This window comes from Pseudomonas sp. NPDC087598, from assembly GCF_044743525.1.
GTDB lineage: Bacteria > Pseudomonadota > Gammaproteobacteria > Pseudomonadales > Pseudomonadaceae > Aquipseudomonas.
Genome location: NZ_JBIUWQ010000006.1, coordinates 16,843 through 37,453 on the forward strand (window position 1 = coordinate 16,843; position 20,611 = coordinate 37,453).

17 protein-coding genes are annotated in these 20,611 nt (G+C 58.7%); 3 read left to right on the forward strand and 14 right to left on the reverse strand.

Going from position 1 to position 20,611, the window contains the following annotated elements; genetic code table 11:
* Position 1: 1 nt before the first annotated feature.
* Complete coding sequence (rep, locus tag ACIOWE_RS05240) at positions 2–2,011, reverse strand: DNA helicase Rep (RefSeq protein ID WP_206414469.1); 2,010 nt, start codon at positions 2,009–2,011, stop codon at positions 2–4.
* A 265-nt stretch (positions 2,012–2,276) separates the two neighbouring features.
* Here rep and ACIOWE_RS05245 point away from each other — a divergent pair, with 265 nt between their 5' ends.
* Positions 2,277–3,950: a putative bifunctional diguanylate cyclase/phosphodiesterase gene (locus ACIOWE_RS05245; RefSeq protein ID WP_401388223.1), complete on the forward strand. Its 1,674-nt coding sequence runs from the start codon at positions 2,277–2,279 to the stop codon at positions 3,948–3,950.
* A 107-nt stretch (positions 3,951–4,057) separates the two neighbouring features.
* On the opposite strand, the gene ACIOWE_RS05250 is transcribed toward ACIOWE_RS05245, so the two are convergent.
* The gene (locus ACIOWE_RS05250; protein ID WP_401388226.1) at positions 4,058–5,455 is read right to left on the reverse strand and encodes a NorM family multidrug efflux MATE transporter; all 1,398 of its coding nucleotides are present in this window, start codon (positions 5,453–5,455) and stop codon (positions 4,058–4,060) included.
* A gap of 158 nt (positions 5,456–5,613) precedes the next feature.
* Here ACIOWE_RS05250 and ACIOWE_RS05255 point away from each other — a divergent pair, with 158 nt between their 5' ends.
* Both ACIOWE_RS05255 and ACIOWE_RS05260 read left to right on the forward strand, forming a co-directional pair.
* Positions 5,614–6,534 (forward strand): LysR substrate-binding domain-containing protein, encoded by a 921-nt coding sequence (locus ACIOWE_RS05255; RefSeq protein WP_401388229.1) that lies wholly within the window; start codon positions 5,614–5,616, stop codon positions 6,532–6,534.
* 184 nt (positions 6,535–6,718) lie between these two features.
* Positions 6,719–8,695: a methyl-accepting chemotaxis protein gene (locus ACIOWE_RS05260; RefSeq protein ID WP_401388232.1), complete on the forward strand. Its 1,977-nt coding sequence runs from the start codon at positions 6,719–6,721 to the stop codon at positions 8,693–8,695.
* A 12-nt stretch (positions 8,696–8,707) separates the two neighbouring features.
* Here the strand turns inward: ACIOWE_RS05260 and ACIOWE_RS05265 are convergent, their stop codons facing one another.
* From ACIOWE_RS05265 to ACIOWE_RS05320, 12 genes are all read right to left on the reverse strand, one after another.
* Positions 8,708–9,421, reverse strand: a complete 714-nt coding sequence (locus ACIOWE_RS05265; protein ID WP_401388235.1) for a phosphocholine cytidylyltransferase family protein — start codon at positions 9,419–9,421, stop codon at positions 8,708–8,710.
* Between the two features lie 7 nt (positions 9,422–9,428).
* Positions 9,429–10,049, reverse strand: coding sequence for a gamma-glutamyl-gamma-aminobutyrate hydrolase family protein (locus ACIOWE_RS05270; protein ID WP_401388238.1), 621 nt, complete (start codon positions 10,047–10,049; stop codon positions 9,429–9,431).
* Complete coding sequence (locus tag ACIOWE_RS05275; RefSeq protein WP_401388241.1) at positions 10,046–12,361, reverse strand: PEP-utilizing enzyme; 2,316 nt, start codon at positions 12,359–12,361, stop codon at positions 10,046–10,048. The genes ACIOWE_RS05270 and ACIOWE_RS05275 overlap by 4 nt, the downstream gene beginning before the upstream one ends.
* Before the next feature lie 6 nt (positions 12,362–12,367).
* Positions 12,368–13,117 (reverse strand): class I SAM-dependent methyltransferase, encoded by a 750-nt coding sequence (locus ACIOWE_RS05280; RefSeq protein WP_401388244.1) that lies wholly within the window; start codon positions 13,115–13,117, stop codon positions 12,368–12,370.
* A 2-nt stretch (positions 13,118–13,119) separates the two neighbouring features.
* The gene (locus ACIOWE_RS05285) at positions 13,120–13,662 is read right to left on the reverse strand and encodes an adenylyl-sulfate kinase (protein ID WP_401388246.1); all 543 of its coding nucleotides are present in this window, start codon (positions 13,660–13,662) and stop codon (positions 13,120–13,122) included.
* A gap of 72 nt (positions 13,663–13,734) precedes the next feature.
* Positions 13,735–14,907 (reverse strand): hypothetical protein, encoded by a 1,173-nt coding sequence (locus tag ACIOWE_RS05290; protein ID WP_401388249.1) that lies wholly within the window; start codon positions 14,905–14,907, stop codon positions 13,735–13,737.
* A gap of 300 nt (positions 14,908–15,207) precedes the next feature.
* The gene (locus ACIOWE_RS05295) at positions 15,208–16,701 is read right to left on the reverse strand and encodes a YifB family Mg chelatase-like AAA ATPase (RefSeq protein ID WP_401388252.1); all 1,494 of its coding nucleotides are present in this window, start codon (positions 16,699–16,701) and stop codon (positions 15,208–15,210) included.
* Between the two features lie 171 nt (positions 16,702–16,872).
* Positions 16,873–17,043: a hypothetical protein gene (locus ACIOWE_RS05300; protein WP_401388255.1), complete on the reverse strand. Its 171-nt coding sequence runs from the start codon at positions 17,041–17,043 to the stop codon at positions 16,873–16,875.
* Positions 17,044–17,077: 34 nt separating this feature from the next.
* Positions 17,078–17,530 carry an N-acetyltransferase gene (locus ACIOWE_RS05305; RefSeq protein ID WP_401388258.1) on the reverse strand — a complete coding sequence of 151 codons (453 nt, stop codon included), beginning with the start codon at positions 17,528–17,530 and terminating at the stop codon, positions 17,078–17,080.
* Between the two features lie 750 nt (positions 17,531–18,280).
* Positions 18,281–18,826: an N-acetyltransferase gene (locus ACIOWE_RS05310; protein WP_347340310.1), complete on the reverse strand. Its 546-nt coding sequence runs from the start codon at positions 18,824–18,826 to the stop codon at positions 18,281–18,283.
* A gap of 195 nt (positions 18,827–19,021) precedes the next feature.
* The gene (locus ACIOWE_RS05315; protein WP_401388261.1) at positions 19,022–19,534 is read right to left on the reverse strand and encodes a Bro-N domain-containing protein; all 513 of its coding nucleotides are present in this window, start codon (positions 19,532–19,534) and stop codon (positions 19,022–19,024) included.
* 366 nt (positions 19,535–19,900) lie between these two features.
* Positions 19,901–20,161 carry an accessory factor UbiK family protein gene (locus tag ACIOWE_RS05320; protein ID WP_401388264.1) on the reverse strand — a complete coding sequence of 87 codons (261 nt, stop codon included), beginning with the start codon at positions 20,159–20,161 and terminating at the stop codon, positions 19,901–19,903.
* Between the last annotated feature and the right edge of the window lie 450 nt (positions 20,162–20,611).

The following is a 20,611-nucleotide window of genomic DNA, read 5'->3' on the forward strand; positions in this document are numbered from 1 at the left end:
TCTAGCGCTTTAACATCGCGCGTATATCGGCCAATGCGTTGTTGCCGCGCACGGCTTTGACTTCGGTCGGTGTGTCGTCGTTGCCTTCCCATGCCAGATCGTCCGGCGGCAGCTCATCGAGGAAGCGGCTGGGCGCGCAATCGATGATTTCGCCGTACTGCTTGCGCTTGGCGGCGAAGGTGAAAGCCAGGGTCTGACGCGCACGGGTGATACCCACGTAGGCCAGGCGGCGTTCTTCTTCGATGGTGTCGGCTTCGATGCTGGAACGGTGCGGGAGGATTTCCTCTTCCATGCCCATGATGAACACGTAGGGGAATTCCAGACCCTTGGACGCATGCAGGGTCATCATCTGCACGCCTTCGGCGCCGTCCTCTTCTTCCTGCTGACGCTCGAGCATGTCGCGCAGGACCAGTTTGCCGATGGCGTCCTCGACGGTCATTTCGCCTTCTTCGTCTTTCTCGAGGGTGTTTTTCAACGCCTCGATCAGGAACCAGACGTTGCTCATCCGGTAGTCGGCGGCCTTGTCGCTGGAGCTGTTGGTGCGCAGCCAGTTCTCGTAGTCGATGTCCATGACCATGCTGCGCAGCGCGGAGATCGGGTCTTCGCCGGCGCACTGCTCGCGGACCTTGTCCATGAAGCGCTTGAAGCGCGACAGGCGATCGGTGAAGCGGCTGTCCAGATGTTCGCCCAGACCGATTTCGTCGGTGGCGGCGTACATCGAGATCTTGCGTTCGGTGGCGTAGTTGCCGAGTTTTTCCAGGGTGGTCGAGCCGATTTCGCGGCGCGGCACGTTGATCACGCGCAGGAAGGCGTTGTCGTCATCCGGGTTCACGATCAGGCGGAAGTAGGCCATCAGGTCCTTCACTTCCTGGCGGCCGAAGAAGCTGTTGCCACCGCTCAGGCGGTACGGCACCTGATGGTGCTGCAGTTTCAGCTCGATCAGCTTGGCCTGATAGTTACCGCGATAGAGGATCGCGAAGTCGCTGTACGGGCGGTCGGTGCGCAAGTGCAGGCTGAGGATCTCCATCGCCACGCGCTCGGCTTCGGCGTCCTCGTTGCGGCAACGGATCACGCGGATCTCGTCGCCGTGGCCCATCTCACTCCACAGTTGCTTCTCGAATTCGTGCGGGTTGTTCGAGATCAGCACGTTGGCGCAACGCAGGATGCGGCTGGTGGAGCGGTAGTTCTGCTCGAGCATCACCACTTTCAGGGACGGATAGTCGTCCTTGAGCAGCATCAGGTTTTCCGGCCGCGCACCGCGCCAGGCATAAATCGACTGGTCGTCGTCGCCTACCACGGTGAACTGGTTGCGCTTGCCGATCAGCATCTTCACCAGCAGGTATTGGCTGGCGTTGGTGTCCTGGTATTCGTCGACGAGCAGATAGCGAACCTTGTTCTGCCACTTTTCGAGGATGTCGGCGTGCTCTTCGAAGAGTTTCACCGGCAGCAGGATCAAGTCGTCAAAGTCCACCGCGTTGAACGCCTTGAGCGTGCGCTGGTAGTGGGTGTAGACGATGGCGGCAGTCTGTTCTTTTGGATTACGCGCATTTTCCAGCGCCTGAGGCGGCAGGATCAGGTCGTTTTTCCAGGCGCCGATCATGTTCTTGATCTCGTCGACGCCGTCGTCGCCCGCGTATTCCTTCTGCATGATGTCGGTCATCAGCGCTTTGACATCGGTTTCGTCGAAGATCGAGAAACCGGGTTTGTAGCCCAGCCGCGCGTGTTCCTTGCGGATGATGTTCAGACCGAGGTTGTGGAAGGTGCAGACCGTCAGGCCGCGACCTTCGCCGGCACGCAGCAGGGTGCCGACCCGCTCTTTCATCTCGCGCGCGGCCTTGTTGGTAAAGGTCATGGCGACGATGTACTGGGCGCGGATGCCGCAGTTCTGGATCAGGTGCGCGATTTTGCGCGTGATCACGCTGGTCTTGCCGGAGCCAGCACCGGCGAGCACCAATAGAGGGCCGCCGACGTAGTTCACGGCTTCTTGCTGCCGGGGATTGAGTCGGGACATACGAAAATTCGGGAGTCGTTGACGAAATGGGCCGGCATTTTAACAGGCTCAGAGATTTGTGCTGCTCTGTCCGACTTGTGACGCACCACGCGATTCAAATTTGCCGGTTTTGTTACTTTCACGCAGGATGCGCGGAGATTTTGCGGCTAATGTTCTCATTCATGACACAAAATAACGTTTTGATAATCGTTGTCATTTGGTCATTGTTGCAGGCAACGGCATAATGCCCCGCCCACATAATCATTGCAGAGTCTAGGGAGCTAGCTTGTCTACGCCTGTCGAACCCTTGCGTTTGCTGCTACTGGCCGAAGAGCCAGCGTGGACAGCGTTATTGCGCGAGTGTCTGGCTCCTATGGGGAGCGCGGCGGTGCTGATCAGCGCGCCGAGCTGGGAGTCGGTCAGCAGTTTGTTCGAAGACAACCGCCACGCGGTGTTGTTGACGGTTCCCGCGCTGCAACCGGCACCCGGCCGTTGCAGCCTGCCAACGGTATTGCTGCTGGAACACGAACCGGACACCGCGCCGGTTGGTGTCAGTGACTGGCTGGTGTTCGATGTTCTCGATGCCGGCATGCTGCGGCGTTGCCTGCGCCATGTGCGCGAACGCGGCGTTCTCGAAAACACTCTGCAACGCCTCGCCGAACAGGACCCGTTGACCGGTATCGCCAACCGTCAGGGGTTCCAGACTTTGCTCACCGCGCGCCTTGCCGAAGGTGACGGTCGTGGCCTGGCCCTTGGGCATCTCGACCTCGATAATTTTCGTCACGCCAACGACGCCCTCGGCCATCAGGCCGGCGACCGCTTGATCCTGCAAGTCGTCTCGCGGCTGAAAAGTCAGCTGGAGGCCGGCGATCAACTGGCGCGCCTGGGCAGTGATGAATTCGCCCTGTTGATCGACACCCGCCGCGCACCGCAACGCGCCGAGTGGATGGCTGAGCGCATCACCGAAGCCTTGTCTGAACCCTACTGGGTCGACGGCGAAAGCCTGCTGATCGGCTCCAGCCTCGGTATCGCTCATGCTCGTGCGCAAGGCGGCGCCGACCCGCTGATGTGGCACGCGCACATCGCCATGCAACAGGCGAAAAGTACCCAGGGCTGCACCTTCAATATCTTCAATGAACGCATCAATCGCAACGCGCGGAGCATGGCCGACCTCGAAAGTGAACTGCGCCGGGCCTTGCGCCGCGATGAACTGGAGCTGCACTACCAGCCACGGCTGAATCTTGAGGATGGCCAGATCGTCGGCCTCGAAGCCTTGGTGCGCTGGCGTCATAGTGAGCGCGGCTTGCTGCCACCAAGCGAGTTCGTGCCGCTGGCCGAGCAGAGTGGCCTGATTGTGCCGCTGGGTTACTGGGTGATTTCCCGCGCGCTGCGTGACATGCAGGCCCTGCGCGAGCACGGTTTGCCGGCGCTGCACATGGCGATCAACCTGTCCTTCCGCCAGTTTCAGGACAGCCAGTTGCTGCCTACCCTCAGCCGTCTGATTGCCGAACGAGGTGTCGAGGCGCAGTGGCTGGAGTTCGAGCTGACCGAAACCGCGGTGATGCGGCGCAGCGATCTGGTCAAGCAGACCATGGACGCTCTCGGTCGCCTCGGTGTGCGCTTCTCGCTGGATGACTTCGGCACCGGGTTCTCGTCGTTCGTGCACCTCAACAGCCTGCCGATCACCTTGCTGAAGATCGACAAGAGCTTTGTCGGCGGTATGGAGAAACGCGAAGAGAATCGCAAACTGGTGCACGCGATGATCAACCTCGCGCACAACCTGCATCTGGAAGTGGTGGCCGAAGGGGTGGAAACGCCGGAACAGCTCGATTTGCTGCGCGGGTTTGGCTGCGATCAGGTGCAGGGGTATCTGATCAGCCGGCCGTTGCCGTTGGCGGAATTGGTTGAATACCTGACGTTTGGCTCAAGCCAGCAGCCAGCCCTGGAAATTGTCAGCTAAACACCTATCCCTGTAGGAGTGAGCCTGCTCGCGATCGCGCTGTGTCAGATAATGATGATTTATCTGACACAGCGCGATCGCGAGCAGGCTCACTCCTACAAGGGATCTCAGTCGGTCTGAGCGACTGTGAACCGATTTGATGGCGCAGGCTCACGCCGAATCATCCGCTTCATCTTCCACTCAAACGCCAGCGTCAAACTCACCGCCGCACATGCCAACCCCAGCGCCAATCCCCACCAGACCCCCGTCGGCCCCCAGTTCAAATGGAACGCCATCCACCACGCCGCCGGCGCGCCGATCAGCCAATAGCAACCGAGCCCGACCAGAAACGTGGTCTTCGCGTCCTTGAGCCCACGGATGCAGCCCATGGCAATCGTCTGCGTGCCGTCAAACAGTTCGAACCACGCCGCCACTGCCAGCAGGCTCACCGCCAATCGAATCACTTCGGCAAACGCCGGATCATTGTGATCAAGGAACAAGCCGACCAATTGATTCGGCAACAGCCAGAACACCATGGCAAAACCCAGCATCACCACCGCACCGAATACGATGCCGACCCGGCCTGACATGCGCGCAACGTTCAATTGCCCGGCGCCGTAATGCTGGCCGATGCGCATGGTGATCGCGTACGACATGCCGGCCGGCACCATGAACGCCACCGAAACGATCTGCAGGGCGATCTGGTGCGCGCCCATTTGTGTGCTGCCCATGGTGCCCATGCACAGCGCCGCGAAGGCGAAGAGTCCGACCTCAACCGCGTAGGTGCCGCCGATTGGCAGGCCGAGGCGCCACAGCTCTTTCAGGTACTGCATGTTTAGCCGCGACAGACCGGCGCGCAACGGATAAGCGTCATACGCCGGGTGCCGCCGGATGTGCCAGGCCAGCGCGAGCGCCATGCAGTTGGCGACAATCGCCGTGACCAGACCGATGCCCATCAAGCCCAGTTTCGGCAGGCCGAACATGCCGGTGATCAGTGCGTAATTGAGCAGGAAGTTGGCCACCGTACCGCCGAGGCTGATGACCATCACCGGCGTCGCGCGGCCAATCGCACTGGTGAAGCCGCGCAGGGCCATGAAGCTCAGATAGCCGGGCAGGGCGAAGGGCAAGGCGATCAGGAATTGTCCGGCTGCGGTGACGTTGGTTTCGGTCTGGCCGAACAGCAGCAACAGCGGCTTCAGATTCCACAGCAGCAACCCGGCACCCAGTGCCATCAGCCACGCCAGCCACAATCCGGCCTGAGTCAGCCGCGCGGCACCGATGATGTCGCCGGCGCCCTGACGGATCGCCACCAGCGTACCGACCGCCGCAATCACGCCGATGCAGAAGATCGACACAAACGAATAGCTCGCTGCGCCCAACCCGCCGCCGGCCAGGGCTTCGGGGCTGATGCGTGCCATCATCAGGGTGTCGGTCAGCACCATCAACATGTGCGCCAACTGTGAAGCAATCAGCGGCCCCGACAGCCGCAGAATGGCCCAGAGTTCGGTACGCACAGGATGTTGCATGGTCATCACCACTCATCGATAGAGGGAACAGGAGACCGTCGATTCTCGGGGTTTGAACGCGCTTTCACAAAGGGATAAAAAGGATGGGTGGCATGATTAAAACTCATCCTGAGAAGATTCTGCTAAGTTGTCGATATCCCGCCACAGGAGCTTTGTGCATGTCCCGTCGACTTCCTCCGTTGTATGCCCTGCGCGCATTTGAAGCGGCGGCGCGGCACAGCTCGTTCACGCGCGCAGCCGAGGAGCTGTCGATTACCCAGAGTGCGGTCAGTCGACACATTCGTACGCTTGAAGAACATTTCGCCTGTCGGCTATTTCACCGCAGCGGGCGCAATCTGCAACTGACCGAATCGGCGCGGATGCTGTTGCCCGGTATTCGCGAAGGTTTCACCGCCCTTGAGCGCGCCTGTAACACCTTGCGCGCCGAGGATGACATCCTGCGTATGAAAGCGCCGTCGACCCTGACCATGCGCTGGCTGCTGGCGCGGCTCAGTCGCTTCCGCCATCTGCAGCCGGGCAATGAAGTGCAACTGACCAGTGCCTGGATGGACGTGGATTCGGTGGACTTCAACCATGAGCCCTTCGATTGCGCGGTGCTGCTCAGTGATGGGCATTTTCCGCCGGACTGGGAGGCCAGCCTGCTGTTTCCCGAGGAGCTGATTCCGGTCGGCGCGCCGAACCTGCTGAACGATCAGCCCTGGGACGTGGCGCGACTGGCCAGTGCCGAGTTGCTGCACCCGACCCCGGATCGCCGCGACTGGCGCAGTTGGCTGGAGCACATGGGGCTGTCCGATCAGGTATCGCTCAAGGGCGGGCAGGTCTTCGATACGCTGGAATTGGGCATGATCGCGGCGGCTCGTGGGTACGGCGTGTCGATGGGCGATCTGCTGATGGTCGCCGAGGATGTGGCGCAGGGACGTTTGAGTCTGCCGTGGCCGACAGCGGTCGCCAGCGGATTGAATTATTACCTGGTGTGGCCAAAAACTCGCCCGGGAGGCGAACGTTTGCGCCGCCTCAGCGACTTCCTGCAAGGCGAAGTCCGTGCCATGGCGCTGCCGGCAGTCAAGCGCTTGAGCTGAAACGTTCGAGCCGCCACAATGCCGGCCTTCTGCCATAACCCTGCTGAGTGCTCAAGTATTCGGGTTTTCCGCCGACTACGAGCAAGTGGAACCGTCGTGCCGGTATCCACGAGCCACCCCCACTATTAGAAAATTATCCGAGCTGCGATCAAGGAGGATCGAAAAGTTCGGCCAGGAGCTGTCCATGTCTCAACCTCGCGCTCGGATCGCCTCGCAGCTGGGCCTCGCGCTCGCTGTGATTCTGGCGATCGTCATCAGCGGCAGTACGGTGTTCGCCCTGCGTTCGCTGGATACCGCCAACCTCGCCACCCGTGAAGAGCATCTGGCCAGTGAGGCGCGGCTGCTGGCCGACCAACTGAGCACCTTTCACGGCACGTTGCGTGAAAGCACGCAACGTCTGAGCGGGTTGTTCGAGAAGCGCTTCAGCGCAGGTCTGAGCATTCACCCGAGTGAGCCGGTGACCGTTGCCGGCACCCAGACCCCGGGCCTGCACCTGGGCAGCGAAGTGTTGAACAACAACTTCAAGGAAGTCGACGAGTTCAAGCAGATGACGGCGGGCGTCGCCACGCTGTTCGTGCGCAGTGGCGAAGACTTTGTGCGGGTCAGCACCTCGCTGACCAAACAGGACGGCACCCGCGCCATCGGCACCTTGCTCGATCACGCGCACCCGGCTTACGCGAAGTTGATGGCGGGGCAGGGGTATGTCGGCCGCGCCTTGTTGTTTGATCGCTCCTACATGACCCAATACACCCCGGTGCGTGATGGCAGCGGCAAGGTGATTGCCGTGCTGTTCGTCGGCTTCGATTACACAGACGCGCAGAATATTCAGTTCGACAACCTCAAGCGTTTCCGCATCGGCCAGAGTGGTTCGCTGGCGTTGCTGGATGAGCAGAACAAATGGCTGGTTCCGCCAGCGGGCGTGCAGGCGCTGGATCAAGCCGTACCGGTGATCAATGGTCTGGTGAAGACCCCGGGCAAAGGCGAGTTCTGGAGCGACAAGTCGGAGGACTTCTACAGCATTGCCGTGCCGTTCGATGGCGGGCCGTGGTCGGTCGTGGCGAGCATGCCGAAGTCGGAAATTCGCGCCGTGACCTGGAGCGTCGGTACGCAACTGGCCATTGGCAGCCTGTTGGCGATGTTGCTGGCGGTGGGTTCGGTGGTGTGGCTGCTGCGCAGCAAACTGGCGCCGCTGAGCGATCTGGTACGACAGGCTGAAGCTCTGGGCGCCGGTGATCTGAGCGTGCGTATGAACGTGTCGAGCAACGATGAGATCGGTCAACTGTCGCGCGCGTTCAACCAGATGAGTCAGGCTTTATCGACTATGGTTGAGCACATCCGTCGTGCCTCGCAAGAAGTTAACAGCCGTGCGCAGGCGTTGTCCGGTTTGTCCGGCGGCGCATACGAAGGCATGGAGCAGCAGTCCGGCGAAATCACCAGCATGGCCGGTGCGGTGGAAGAGTTCAGCGCGACCTCGCTGAACATTGCCGACAATATGGGCGCGACCCAGCGTCTGGCGCAGGAAAACGCTCAGCAAACGCAGATCGGTCGCAGTTCGATGGAAGAAGCGTCGTCCTCGCTGGAGCAAATCGCTGGCGCTCTGAACAGTACCGCCACCGTGATCAACACCCTCGGTCAGCGCTCGCAGGAAATCGGTGGCATCGTCGGCGTGATTACCTCGATTGCCGAACAAACCAACCTGTTGGCACTCAACGCGGCGATTGAAGCGGCACGTGCCGGTGAACAAGGTCGCGGCTTCGCCGTGGTGGCGGATGAAGTGCGCAGCCTGGCCTCGCGTACTCGTCAGGCCACCGATGAAATTTCCAGCATGATCCACAGTATCCAGCAGGAAACCGGCAACGCGATCAGCACCATGGAGCAGGGCAATGTGCTGATGCAGGAAGGCTTGTCGCGCAACGCCAACGTGGCGTCGGCGCTGGCGCGTATCGATGAGCAGAGCCGTTCGGCGGGGCAGCAGTTTGCTGCGATTACCACGGCGACTCAGGAGCAGAGCAGCACTGCGACGTTGTTGAGCAGCAATTTGCAGAGCATTGCGATGGCCAACAGTGAGCAGCGAGAAGTGGTGTCCAACCTGGCCGTGACCGCCAAGGAACTGGAAGGTTTGGCGGCCGAACTGCGTCAGGAGGTTGACCGGTTCCGTTAAGGCGCCGGTGCCTTATTGATACACCGAGAGGTCCTCACTGGAGTCGACCTCTCCCCATTCGCCGGTGTAGGCGACAGCTTCAATTGGCACCCGACCGGCATCGATGACGCGTTGCAGAGTGTTGGTCATGTGCATGCTGTCGCGTTGCTGCGGCGACAGTTCGGCACGCAGTCGCACGACTTCCGCCCAGCCTTCGGGAGTGAAGCGCAAAAGCCCCATGTACTGACCCTGAACGTCATCCACCGATTGCGGCTTGTTGCCGATTTCGGCCAGCGTGTGCGCGGCGGTCAGGCGAAAGGTTTCGGCATCCAGCAATGGGTCGCCGAAACGCTCGGTCCACAGCTGCAACCAGTTGGGGTCGTAGGTTACGGCCAACGCCGCGTCGCTGTTGATCAACGACTGCACGGCCACAGGGCTGTAGAAAATATCCGAATAGCTGACGATGCACGGCTGACCCTGAAGCCAGGACTCGGCGCAGGCCAGTGACGAAACCATATTGGTCTCGGCCCAGCGCGGGTTGTGAAACTCGCTCAGACCACGCTCTGCCAGCAGCTCGCGCCTGTAACCGGTCACCACCGCGATGTCGCTGATACCCGCTGCCCGCAATGACTCCAACTGCCATTCCAGCAGTGGTTTACCGCGCAACTCGACCAGACATTTTGGGCGTTCATCGGTGAGGCTTTTCATGCGGCTGCCACGTCCGGCAGCCAGAATAATGGCTTTCACTACAGGTCTATCCCGTGAATTCTTCATTGGAATCGGTTTCGCCAAACAGGCGCTGCAGACGCTGAAGGTCGTGCACCGCGAAAGCGCTTTCACGCTCCGGGTGCCACATCCAGCCCTGCCACGGTAGTTGCAGGTGGCGGATCGCTTCGATTTCGCCGTCCTCGCTGCGCGCCAGCACCTCGAACCCGAGCGGGCAATCGGCGAGGGCGAAGGTGTGATAGCTATTGACCTCGGCGACGATCTGCCCGGATAGCTGATGCCGGGTGCGTACGTGGCCGGTGACCGGTTTCAACGAGACACCCGACCAGTGCGCAAGCATTTGCATACCCCGGCAAATCCCCAACAATGGCAGATGGCGTGCATGGGCGTGGTCCAACAGCCTGCTTTCAGTGAGGTCGCGAGCCGGGCACTGACCGATGTCGTTGCCGCCCGACAGCACGATGGCCTGTGGGTTAACCGCTGCCAGCCAACGATCGAGGTCGTCGGGTGATTGCCAGCCGTTTGGCACTGGCACAGGGATAAAGCCTGCCGCCTGCACAACCGCGATCAGGCGCTGATCCAGCGCGTCACGGCTTTCGCCGCGTTCTGGATGCATGTCGACACGTTGGCTGATCGCGACCACTTTCATGACATCAATTCCACTCGGCGACCCGGACAATCGAGGTGCAGAAAGTCTGCCGTCGACCAGCGACGGTAGAGCACTTCGCCGGCGCCAATCACCGCCGGCAAGCCAAGCTCACCTGCACGGATCGCCATGTGCGAATTGGCCCCGCCCCACGCAGTGATCAGCCCGGCAATCGGGTAGGCGAACAGCCAGTCAAACCCCGGATCGGCGTTGGGAATGCAAACAATCGCCCCGGCGAGTTTTTCCCGGTCATCACAGAGCACCACCGGCGCAGTCACGCGTTTTTGCGTAATGAAATTGGGCGCCGTCTCCGGCCACTCGAAACACCAGACATCTTCTGGGCAGGTGATCACCGGCGGCAGCGACACCTTGAGTGTTTCGGCGTAACGCGCCTTGCCTTGTTCGATGCTGCGCAACAGCAGTTCTTTCGGGTCCGCCGCTGCTACATGCAGCTCCTGGAAAGCGCTGATGTCGCAATAAGCCAGATCCTCGCGACCAATGCCGTACTGCGCACCGACCTGAGCGATCAAGGCCAAGGCATCGGAGAGGTTACGCGTGAAGTGAAACTTGGCCAGCTCGCGCAACTCGATGCCGTTCTGCAGGAAGTCCAGCAGCCCCACCGGATCAGGCTGCAGGCCATGGATTTCGAGCTGTTTGACGATTTCGCGCATCTGCGGCAGCGTCAGGGAAAACGGTCGTAGCGGCTCCGGCGCAGCGGGGCTTTGCGTCCAGTCGAAATACAGCTCTGGCGCCTCGTCGTAACGCGGCGAGAGGATGTCGTAAGTGCCCGGTCGCAAATGCCCGTAACGGGCGAGGAACGTGGTTTTGTCGAGGGTTGCGCGGTCACGCGCCAACTGCCCGCTGACCGTAGAAACCCCGGCCATGAACGCATCGTAATCCGCCTGCGAAAATACGCCGACGCTGACCAGCGATCGAAGCATCTGCACGGCAACAAACCCGGCGCGGGCCAGGCCGGCGAAGGGCAGGGTGCCATAACGCTTGGCATCCTCCAGCAGCCAGTAGATGCGTTCGAGCGGGTCGGCATTGGAGGCCAGTAACTCTTCGCGACGGGCGTTGAGTACCTCAAGCTTATTGGCATCGCTGCGCCATAAACCGTCCTTGGGATGCACGATGCGGTTGGTCAGCTTGCGCAGACTGGTGCTGATGGCGTCCAGTTCATGCTCAAGAAAACCGGCACTGCGCAAACGTTCCAGTTGCTGCGACAAGTCGAGGGTGTAGCAGGAGAAAACGATCTCGAACTCTACCTTGTCGTGCAGCGTCGGTTCCGCCAGCAAGCGATCGATGTAGTAATCGACCAGGCGACCGGCCAGCCCTTCATCAAGGTCGGCTGGAATGAACGAGTTGAACGACAGGCGCACATCGATATACGGCAGACCGAAAAAATGCGGCATCAGCGGGAAGCTGCGCAAGTTACGGTAGCCATAGTTGTGGCGCTGGTAAGCCCAGATCGAGTCAGTGACCAGATCCCGATACAAGGAAAGCGCCAACGGTTTGGGCCGGATACCGATGATCTCGGCCGGATTCCAGTCGGGCATCACGCCGTATACGGTGCGCTGACCGATCAGAAATGGGTGCGCACGCATGCCCCGTTCGACTTTGCTCTGAATGCTTTGCAAGCGGGCGAACTGGGTGGCCGCGGACTCAGGCACCGCCGGCAGAATCAATGGCCGGGCTTGCAGCAGCCAGAGTGTCTCGCCTTCAGCATCGCGGGTGACCGCGAACTCGCAGTCGACCGGTCGATCACCAAACAGGCTGAGCAATTCCTCTAGCAAGGCCACCACCGGTGCGAGCGACGAGGGCGCTGCCACTGCACTGTGCGCCGCCTGCTGCCAGAGCCGGCCACCCATGCCGCCAGTGACTGCGGCGGTGTCATCGCCCTCTGACCAATTCACCACGCGATACGGTGCACAGGTGTTGGGGTCGTGAGAGAAGGCCACGCCGGAGCGCAGCACATTGCCGAGCATTGGTTGAATCAGAATCTCGTCAGTCAGGTGCACATCGCCGTAACTGGCGATCACCTGTGCGATCGCCGAGACCAGTCCAGCCTCATCGACATTCGGCACCGACAGGAAGGCGCCGGCGAACGACGCCTGCGCACTGTCCTCGCGCCCGCAACTGGAGCGTACGATCCACGGAGCGGCTGGCAGCCGACGCTGGATATCCTCAACGCAGGCGCGCTGATCCAGTTGCCAGTCCGCCACAGTGAACGCCAGCAACGGCGCAATGTGCGCCGAGGCGAGCCGCCCTTGCAGGCTGGTCAGGGTGCCGGCCTTGGTTGAGAAATGCAGGGCCATCAGCGGTTATCTCAGTTGAGCAACCCAGATGTTGGTCGAGTAGGGGATCTGGATCGACGGCGTCTGCAGGCTTTTCAGGTAGTCGTCGATGGCCGCGATCACTTCATGGAAGCTGGCGCCAGCCTGACGTTCCAGCGTGGCGTGCGAGCGCCAGGCTTCGAGGCATTCTTCGATCGACTGCTCGTGAATCACACGGGCATCCAGATGCACGACCGGGCCGAACAATTCGCTGGCGTCGATCACGGCGGTCTGGTCTTCACGACGGGTGCCGTAGCCATAACCGGCTACGCGCTCTTTGATGATGGCTTCGATGCGCGCCTGGATCGGGTCTTCCAGATTGCGGTGGTTCCACATGCAGGCAAACCAGCCGCGTGGCTTGAGAATGCGCGCGGTTTCCTTGAGCGCCTGCTGACGGTCGCAAACATTGAAGGAGCTGCCGAAAGTGACCATGTCGAACGCATGCGCCGCTTGGCCGGTGGCTTCACCGGTGCCTTCGTGCCATTTGACATTGGCCAGCTCGGCGGTGCGCTTGATGCCGTTGGCGCGCATCGCATCGTTGGGTTCTACCGCTGTGACATCCAGGCCGCGGGCGGCCAGCATCAGCGTCAAGTGCGCAACACCCGCGCCGACGTCGCAGAACCTGTCGCCTTGCTCGGCACCGGCAATCGACAGCATGGCGTCGATTGCCGCGTCGGCGTAATCAGGGCGCTTCAAATAGGCATCGGCCAGGGTGGTGTAGTCCCATTCGGTTTTCATAGTCAGTTCCTTCCAAGAATTTTAGGGAGCAAGTCATCGGCCAGACGTTGGCTGGAGCGTTCGCGATCGAACTCAACCAGGCAGTCCGCCGCCAGCGGTTCATCAATGTCCAGGTCGAGCCCGGCAACGTTATGCAGTTCGCCCGCATCGAAACGGCGATAGATGTCCTTGGGGTCGCGGCGACGCAACTCCTCGACGGGCACCTTCAGATAAATCTCGAAATAATTGGGCAGATGGGCGCGGTTCCACTCGTGAACCTCGCGAAACAGCGAGATCGTGGCGATCACCACGGTTTGTCCCTGCGCAGCGATCATTTTGCACAGGCGAGCGTATTGCAGGGCGAGCGCGAGGCGACCCTCGCGGCCGTGGTTTTGCGTGCTGCTGGCGGCGGCGCCAAATACCTCGCGCAATTCATCGCCATCGAGCATTACGACCGAGCGTCCTTCAGCACGCATTCTGGTAACGAACTCACCGGCCAGCGTTGATTTGCCCGCTCCTGAAAGGCCCGTAATCCAGATTACCTGTCCACCAGCATCACGTTTCATAGTGTTCTGACTTGTGTTCGATTGGAATGTATCGGCAGGCTGTTCCCTCGCATGAGGTCAGGCCTGCTTTTTTTAAGGTTTGTCGCGCTCGTTAATGTCTCCGAAAGAGTCAATCGAGAGCGGGCAATACTTCGACTCGTGCCGGTATTCAATCAAATCGTGGAACACTTCCTGAGGCAGGGGCAAGTCGCTGTACTGTGCCTGGTAGAACTTGTTGTATATGTAATAACTGTCTTCTGGTTTCAGCAGGCTGAACCCTAACGCCATGTCTCTGAGCTCATTACTGCTTCTGGCGATTGGCAACAAGTTGTCCATTTGATTCAGCCAGGTGTTGACGGTGAGATTATTCTCGTCAGTAAACGGCACGTAATAAATCGGCAGTTTGCAGGTGTTGAGCATGAACGACACACCACCGGTGGATGCATCGGTAATGACTGTGTCGCATTGTGCATAGAAAACCGTGCTGCTGGTGCCTGCCTTGTCGATGGTTATCCAGTCATAGGCAGACAGCTCTTTGCACAGAGCCTGTACGGTCGGATGGGAAAGTTCAGCCATGTACGGACGCAAGATGAACGTCGCGTGGGGAATTTGCGATTTGACTGCATTGATGACGGTCTGCAGGTTCTCATACAGCGTCGCCCCGTTCGGGCAGATACCCAATTGGGTCGGCAGAAGCCCTACGACATAGTCGTCCGAGGTTTTTGTCGATGGCGGTGGTGACTCGAAATTACCGGGAATCTTCACCGGCAACGTGGCCACCGGGCTGGTGCTGCGCATGTCCGAACGCAACGCCAGTCCATCGACCAACATTGTCTTCAGGGCCTTTCTGTCGCGACGGTATGCCTGCATTCCGGCCGTAATCAAATCAAAGCCTGACCGGGAAGAGGCGATGATCACATCCCAGTAAGAGGTCAACTCGGCGTAGTAATACTTGTCTTTGGTCGGCATCCCGACATTGCCGTGACTGATGAAGATGCCAAAATTCGAGTTATCCAGCAGGCGTCCGGCATAGGCATCATTTGAAATGACAACCTGCGATTTCAAGCTTGCAATGAACTCATTGCCAATCTGCTCTACCGGGAAATCAAGGACGGCTTCGACTTCCTCTCTGCTCAAGCCGGTACGATCAGTATTGAGTACGATACAGTTATATTTTTCTCGAAGCGATTTAAGCGCTGGAATCAGATACTCGAGATATGTTTTGCCACCGTCCGCCACGTTGCTGAGCAAGTAAACATTTTTCATGATGAGGTTTTGCTTTCAAAGTTTGTTTAAATAAGATCAATGCCAGACGGAGTAATAATGCCGGGCAAGGGCTTTTTAGTTGTCTGGATTTAAATTAATGAATTGAACAGCTTTGATAAACATTAGAAATCTTGTCCATGATGTCCCGCCTCCATTTCCACGCTGAATAATGCTCTATGTCTTGACGATAGACGGATAATTAGCAAAAAGAGCGCCGCCGTTATATCACATCTCGGCCAATGGCCATCAACGCTCGGACGTTTATTTTCAGGATCGTCCGTTTACGAGCAGCGCCGATGTTCATTGTGTTGCCGGCCGGTACTGCAAAGCCTCCGCCAGGTGTTCGCGCTTGATGTCTTTTTCCTGGCTCAGATCGGCCAACGTCCTGGCGACCTTGAGCAACCGGTGCGCCGAGCGCAGTGACAGGGTCAGGCGTTCGCAGGCTGACTCAAGCCATTTCTCATCGGCTGTGGATAACTTGCAGTGGCGCTTCAACCCCGGCAGATCGAGAAACGCATTGGCGCAACCCTGACGTTTCTGCTGGCGTTCCCGTGCCTCGGCCACGACGGCCGCCGCACTGGCACTGTCCTCTCCTGGTTTCACCTCTGGATTCAACGCTGTCGCCTCCCGCGCGACCGTCAGGTGCAGATCGATCCGATCCAGCAACGGCCCCGACAGTTTGTTGCGATAACGCTGCACCATGTCCGGTGTACAAGAACACTTGCCGCTCGGTTCGCCAAGATATCCACAGGGACACGGATTCATTGCCGCCACCAACTGAAATCGCGCCGGAAAGCGCACGCGATCCTTGGCCCGGGCGATCACGATGAACCCCGACTCCAAAGGCTCTCGTAAAACTTCCAGCACCTTGCGATCAAACTCCGGCAGTTCATCGAGAAAAAGCACGCCGTGATGGGCGAGGGTGATTTCGCCGGGTTGCGGTTTTGAGCTGCCACCGACCAGCGCTGGACCGGAGGCCGAATGGTGCGGCTGGCGGAAGGGACGTTGCGGCCAATGGGTCAATGGTGCGCCGCTGGCAACGGATTGAATCGCTGCCACTTCCAGCGCTTCGCATTCGGACAGCGGTGGCAGCAAACCCGGCAAGCGACTGGCCAGCAGCGTCTTGCCGGTCCCGGGTGGCCCGCTGAACAACAGGTTGTGCGCGCCCGCCGCCGCGATCAGCAGCGCACGTTTGGCTGCCATTTGCCCCTGCACTTCGTTGAGATCGGGATAGGGTCTGGCGGCATGAATCAAGCCGTCCGAAACATAAGGTTCCACCGGCGTATGCCCGTTGAAATGCGCCACTGCTTCCAGCAGATGATCCACTGCGTACACCTTCAAACCCGAGGCCAGACACGCTTCCTCGGCATTCGCCCGCGGCACCACCAGCGCCCGACCCGCCTTGCGCGCCGCCAGTGCTGCCGGCAACACGCCACGCACCGCTCGTACAGCCCCGGACAACGCCAACTCACCCAGACATTCCACGTCATCGAGCGTCAGACACGGCACCTGCACACTCGCCGACAGAATCCCCAAGGCAATCGCCAGATCAAACCGCCCGCCATCCTTGGGCAGATCTGCCGGCGCCAGATTCAAGGTGATCCGCCGCGCCGGAAACTGCAGCCCGGAATTGATGATCGCGCTGCGCACCCGATCCTTGCTCTCCTTCACCGCCGCCTCGGGCAGGCCGACCATGGTCAGCGACGGCAGACCGTTGGCCAGATGAACTTCGACGGTGACGGCGGGAGCATCCACGCCAATCTGGGCGCGACTGTGGACGATGGAGAGGGACATGGTCGTTCCTTGAGCTGAATCGGGGGCCGCTTCCTGCGGGTTTTTGAAGGGTAGTCTGGGGAGAGGGCGTTGGTCGGACAGTTTTAAGGGCGAACTTTCACTGGATGTTGCTGAAGGCACTAATCCTCAGGCATAAAAAAACCGCCTGTTAGGCGGTCATTTTTGCGGTACTCAGGTTCCACCACCGGCAAGCCAACCATCGGGCTCCATTTCCTTGCCATAGGTCGCGGCCACTTTCAGAAAATGCCGCTGACTGGCTGAAATTCTGTCCGGCAGACCGAGTGCCTCGGTACCCGGTTTGGAAACCCGTGCCGGTTGGGTTTGCTGCTTCTTCTGCTTCATAAACACCTCACGTGCCGGGATGCTTGATTCGATCTTATTGGTCGTCCAATGGAAAGACAAGGCGACCGGTTGTATCAAAATAAAATCCCAGCGTTTGATAGTAAGGGATGGCGCCTGAGTCTGGCTCTTGTACTTCGATTTGCGTGCACCCCAGCTTCCGGGCGTAGAACTCTGTTGTCAGCAATGCCATCGGAGCGATCCAGCCCCGCAAGGTAATTGTCTTGCAGGTGTGTCCCTGCAAAAGGACGATTTTCATACAGATCGTGCTTCTTCGCGGCGTTGCGTAGCACAGTCCGGACAGTTCTTCTTCGTACCAGAACGCCAAGTCCAGCCCTTTTGCATCTTTGGTCTTCCAGTCCAAAACAGCGTCCCAGGGATACCCAACGGGGCCGGTCCACTGGTGGAATGCGTTGATTGCTACTGCAGTAATCGGATCGATCCTGAGTGATAGAGCATCAACTCCAGCTGCCAGGGCTTCTGGATCCATGGACATTGTCTGATGTGCGAGTTTGCGCGATTCAGATTTGAGCGTCTGATTTCGAAGCTCGGTACCTTTGCCTTTTCTTCGCATCGTCTTGTTCTGTCGGGATCAATATGCAGACGATATCGAAGGCATTGATGCTTACGTAATCAGACGTAGGGGACGGTCCTCGTAGGACTGTGCTTGCGTTAGTGAAGGACGTTGGAGATGGCCAGTTCAGGGTGTGAGGAGTCGGAAAGGCAATACTTTATACCGGCATAGATGAGGGTTTTGGCGCTGCTCTCGATCGTAAATGAGCTTTGACTCCTGAGCGGTACTGAAGGATCCTCACGCTCGAGGACTGCAACTGCGCATTCGTCGGGACTGGGCACCAGTAAAAGCTCCCCCGCATTTTTGGCAGCAGAGAAAGCTGGTTTCTCTGAAGTAGTGACGACGGGCTAGCCTGTCGGATTCTGAACCCAAGGCCGTAAAGCCAGGAGCTAAAGAATCGCTGCGACTACTCCTCCAAACACAAAAAAGGCGTCCTATGGACGCCTTTTTTATTTTTGACTCAGGATCTTCTACCGGCCAGCGGGCCGCTTGGCTCAAGCTCTGGCCCACATGTAACAGCAACTTCAATAAATCGCCGTTGGTTGGCTGACATATCCCCAGCCAACCGCAGTGCTTCGAGATGTAGTTCAACAATCTGAAGAAGCTTTGCCTTTCGCTTTTTTGGGCTCATACGCACCTCGTGCGATTGGGTTGTTGATTTCGATGTTATTGACCGTCCACAGAAATGACAAGCCGGTTGGTGTGGTCGAATTCGAACCCCAGTTTTCGGTAGTAAAAAACAACATTCGGATCAGGATCCTGAATCTCGATTTCTTTGCATCCTAGCGCTCGCGCATAGTGATCTGCGACAAGCAGAGCAATCGGCGCGATCCTGCCGCGAAGCGGGTGCGCACTGTCCGGATGCCCTTCCAACAGAATAATCTTTAAGCAGATAGAGCTTGCGCGCGGGGTCGCATAGCACATGCCGCAAAGAATCTGTTTGTACCATATCGCCAAATCCAGACCTTTCGCATCTTTACTTTTCCAGTCTGCAACGTCATTCCAAGGGAAAATTGTTGGCCCCTCCCAGAGAAAGTATTGCGTTATCGCTGCTGGGGTAATTGGCTCAAACTTGACCGCTGCTGCATCAATATTCGGGATTCTCGGGGCAATGTTCTTGAGAAAGAATTTGTGGGCGATCTTTCGCGAGTTTGATCTGAATGTCTGGTTACGAAGATCCGTTGCTTTGCCTTTTCTTCTCATTGTTTTCATCTGTTTGGATCTGGTCGCAGAAGATAGCCAGCAGAGAGGGGGCAGCGAAATCAGACGTGGGGGACGCGTTTTGTAGGACGTTACTTCTGTGAGTGGGGGATTTCGGAGTAGGGGGCTGGAGAAAATGAAGACATAAAAAAGGTCATTTCAGTGGCATCACTGAAATGACCTTTGGTGAGGTTGCAGCGCAAAAATTCAGATCAATTGCAGAGCCTTTCTCCACCATGAGTTCACAGCCGTACGGTTTACCTGTTCTCGCTCCGTCACCATGTGTGGCACATCTTGTAACCGTATCCACGGCTGGTTATTCCAGTGCAACAAACTCAACGTCATGTCCGGCCAACTGAGCAGGCTCAGGTGTGGACGTTCGCTTGTGCTGGGGTGTTGGGTGTCGCGCAGGGTGGGGATGACCTGGTGGGTGAGCCATTCGCGCAGCGCTCGGTATTCGGGGCAGTAGTGGTAGACGAGGAGGGCGTAGATGCCGGATTCGCTGATCAGCAGGGTGTTTTCGATCTGGTTGTGGATCAGGGTTTTGCGGGTTTGGTGTTGGTCGGGGTCGAGTTTTCGCAGCATGCGTTCGTTGAGGTAGATGTGTAGCAGGCGACTCAGGTCTCGGGCGCAAAACCAGGGTTGGTTCTGGATGAGGAGGGCGTGGAGGGGGAGTTTGTGGCGGGTGAAGATGTAAGGCTTTAAATAGGTTTCTTCCATGGTGCAGTTCTCGAATTCGAATGAAGAAAACTGCCTCTGATCGTCGCCAAACGATAGGGGTGGCAGCTATGCGCAGGTTGGCGAACCGGTGAATCCGGAACCGGCAGACCCTAAGGTCTCCCACGCACAGCCGCCATAATTCGAGATGGGAAAAGTCCCAGGGACGAACATGGTCGCAATGCGTCGAACTCTATCCAGGTCGCCAAACCCGGTGCTGAACATTCAGCATCGGGTGAGCTTAGAAACCTGGGCTTTTCGGCGCAATCGGACGGCGGTGGTGCAGGTTGTAGGACGTTGCCGAGAAAATTGAAGGGCTGAAGATCAAAAGATCGCAGCCTTCGGCAGCTCCTACAGTGAATTGCGTGCTTATTCGGCGGGCGGCGTCAGCTTGGCTTCGAGCTCGGCGACCTTGGCTTCGAGGCTTTCGAGGCGGGCGCGGGTGCGGGCGAGGACGACCATCTGGCTGTCGAATTCTTCCCGGCTCACCAGGTCCAGTTTGCTGAACGCACTTTGCAGCAGCATCTTGAACTGGCTTTCGATTTCGGCTTTCGGCAGCGGCGTTTCGCCGTTGAACAGGCGGGAGGCGGTGCCGCTCAGGGCGTCGAGGAAGTCTTTGGGCGCGAGCATGATGGATGTCCTGGAAACAATGGCCGGCAGTGTATCACGCAGTGTCTATAGTCATTTGCGCAGGCTGGGATGCACGCTTTTCGCGCAAACGGATGGACGGCAGCGCACCGTTGTTGTGCGTATCCACCGGGCCTTTTGTACGAGCGTGTCTGCGGCAGCGGCCAAGGGGTTGAAATCAGTGGGTTTTGGCGAGATGGCAAGGTTTCTGCTTAGTCACCTTCGACCCATGCACTGATGCAGTCGCTGTGACGAATGCAGTGCGGCAGGCGAAGCGGGGAGTTTCGTCTGATGCGGTTAGCTGGCGTCAGCGATGCGTTACAAAGCCAGGCACTGCGCTTAGACTTGAGTCGGGTTTGTTTTCCTGGGGCAAGTCCACCAATTCGGGAGAGAGTTTCATGAAGCTAGTCACTGCCATCATCAAGCCGTTCAAGTTGGACGACGTGAGCGAGT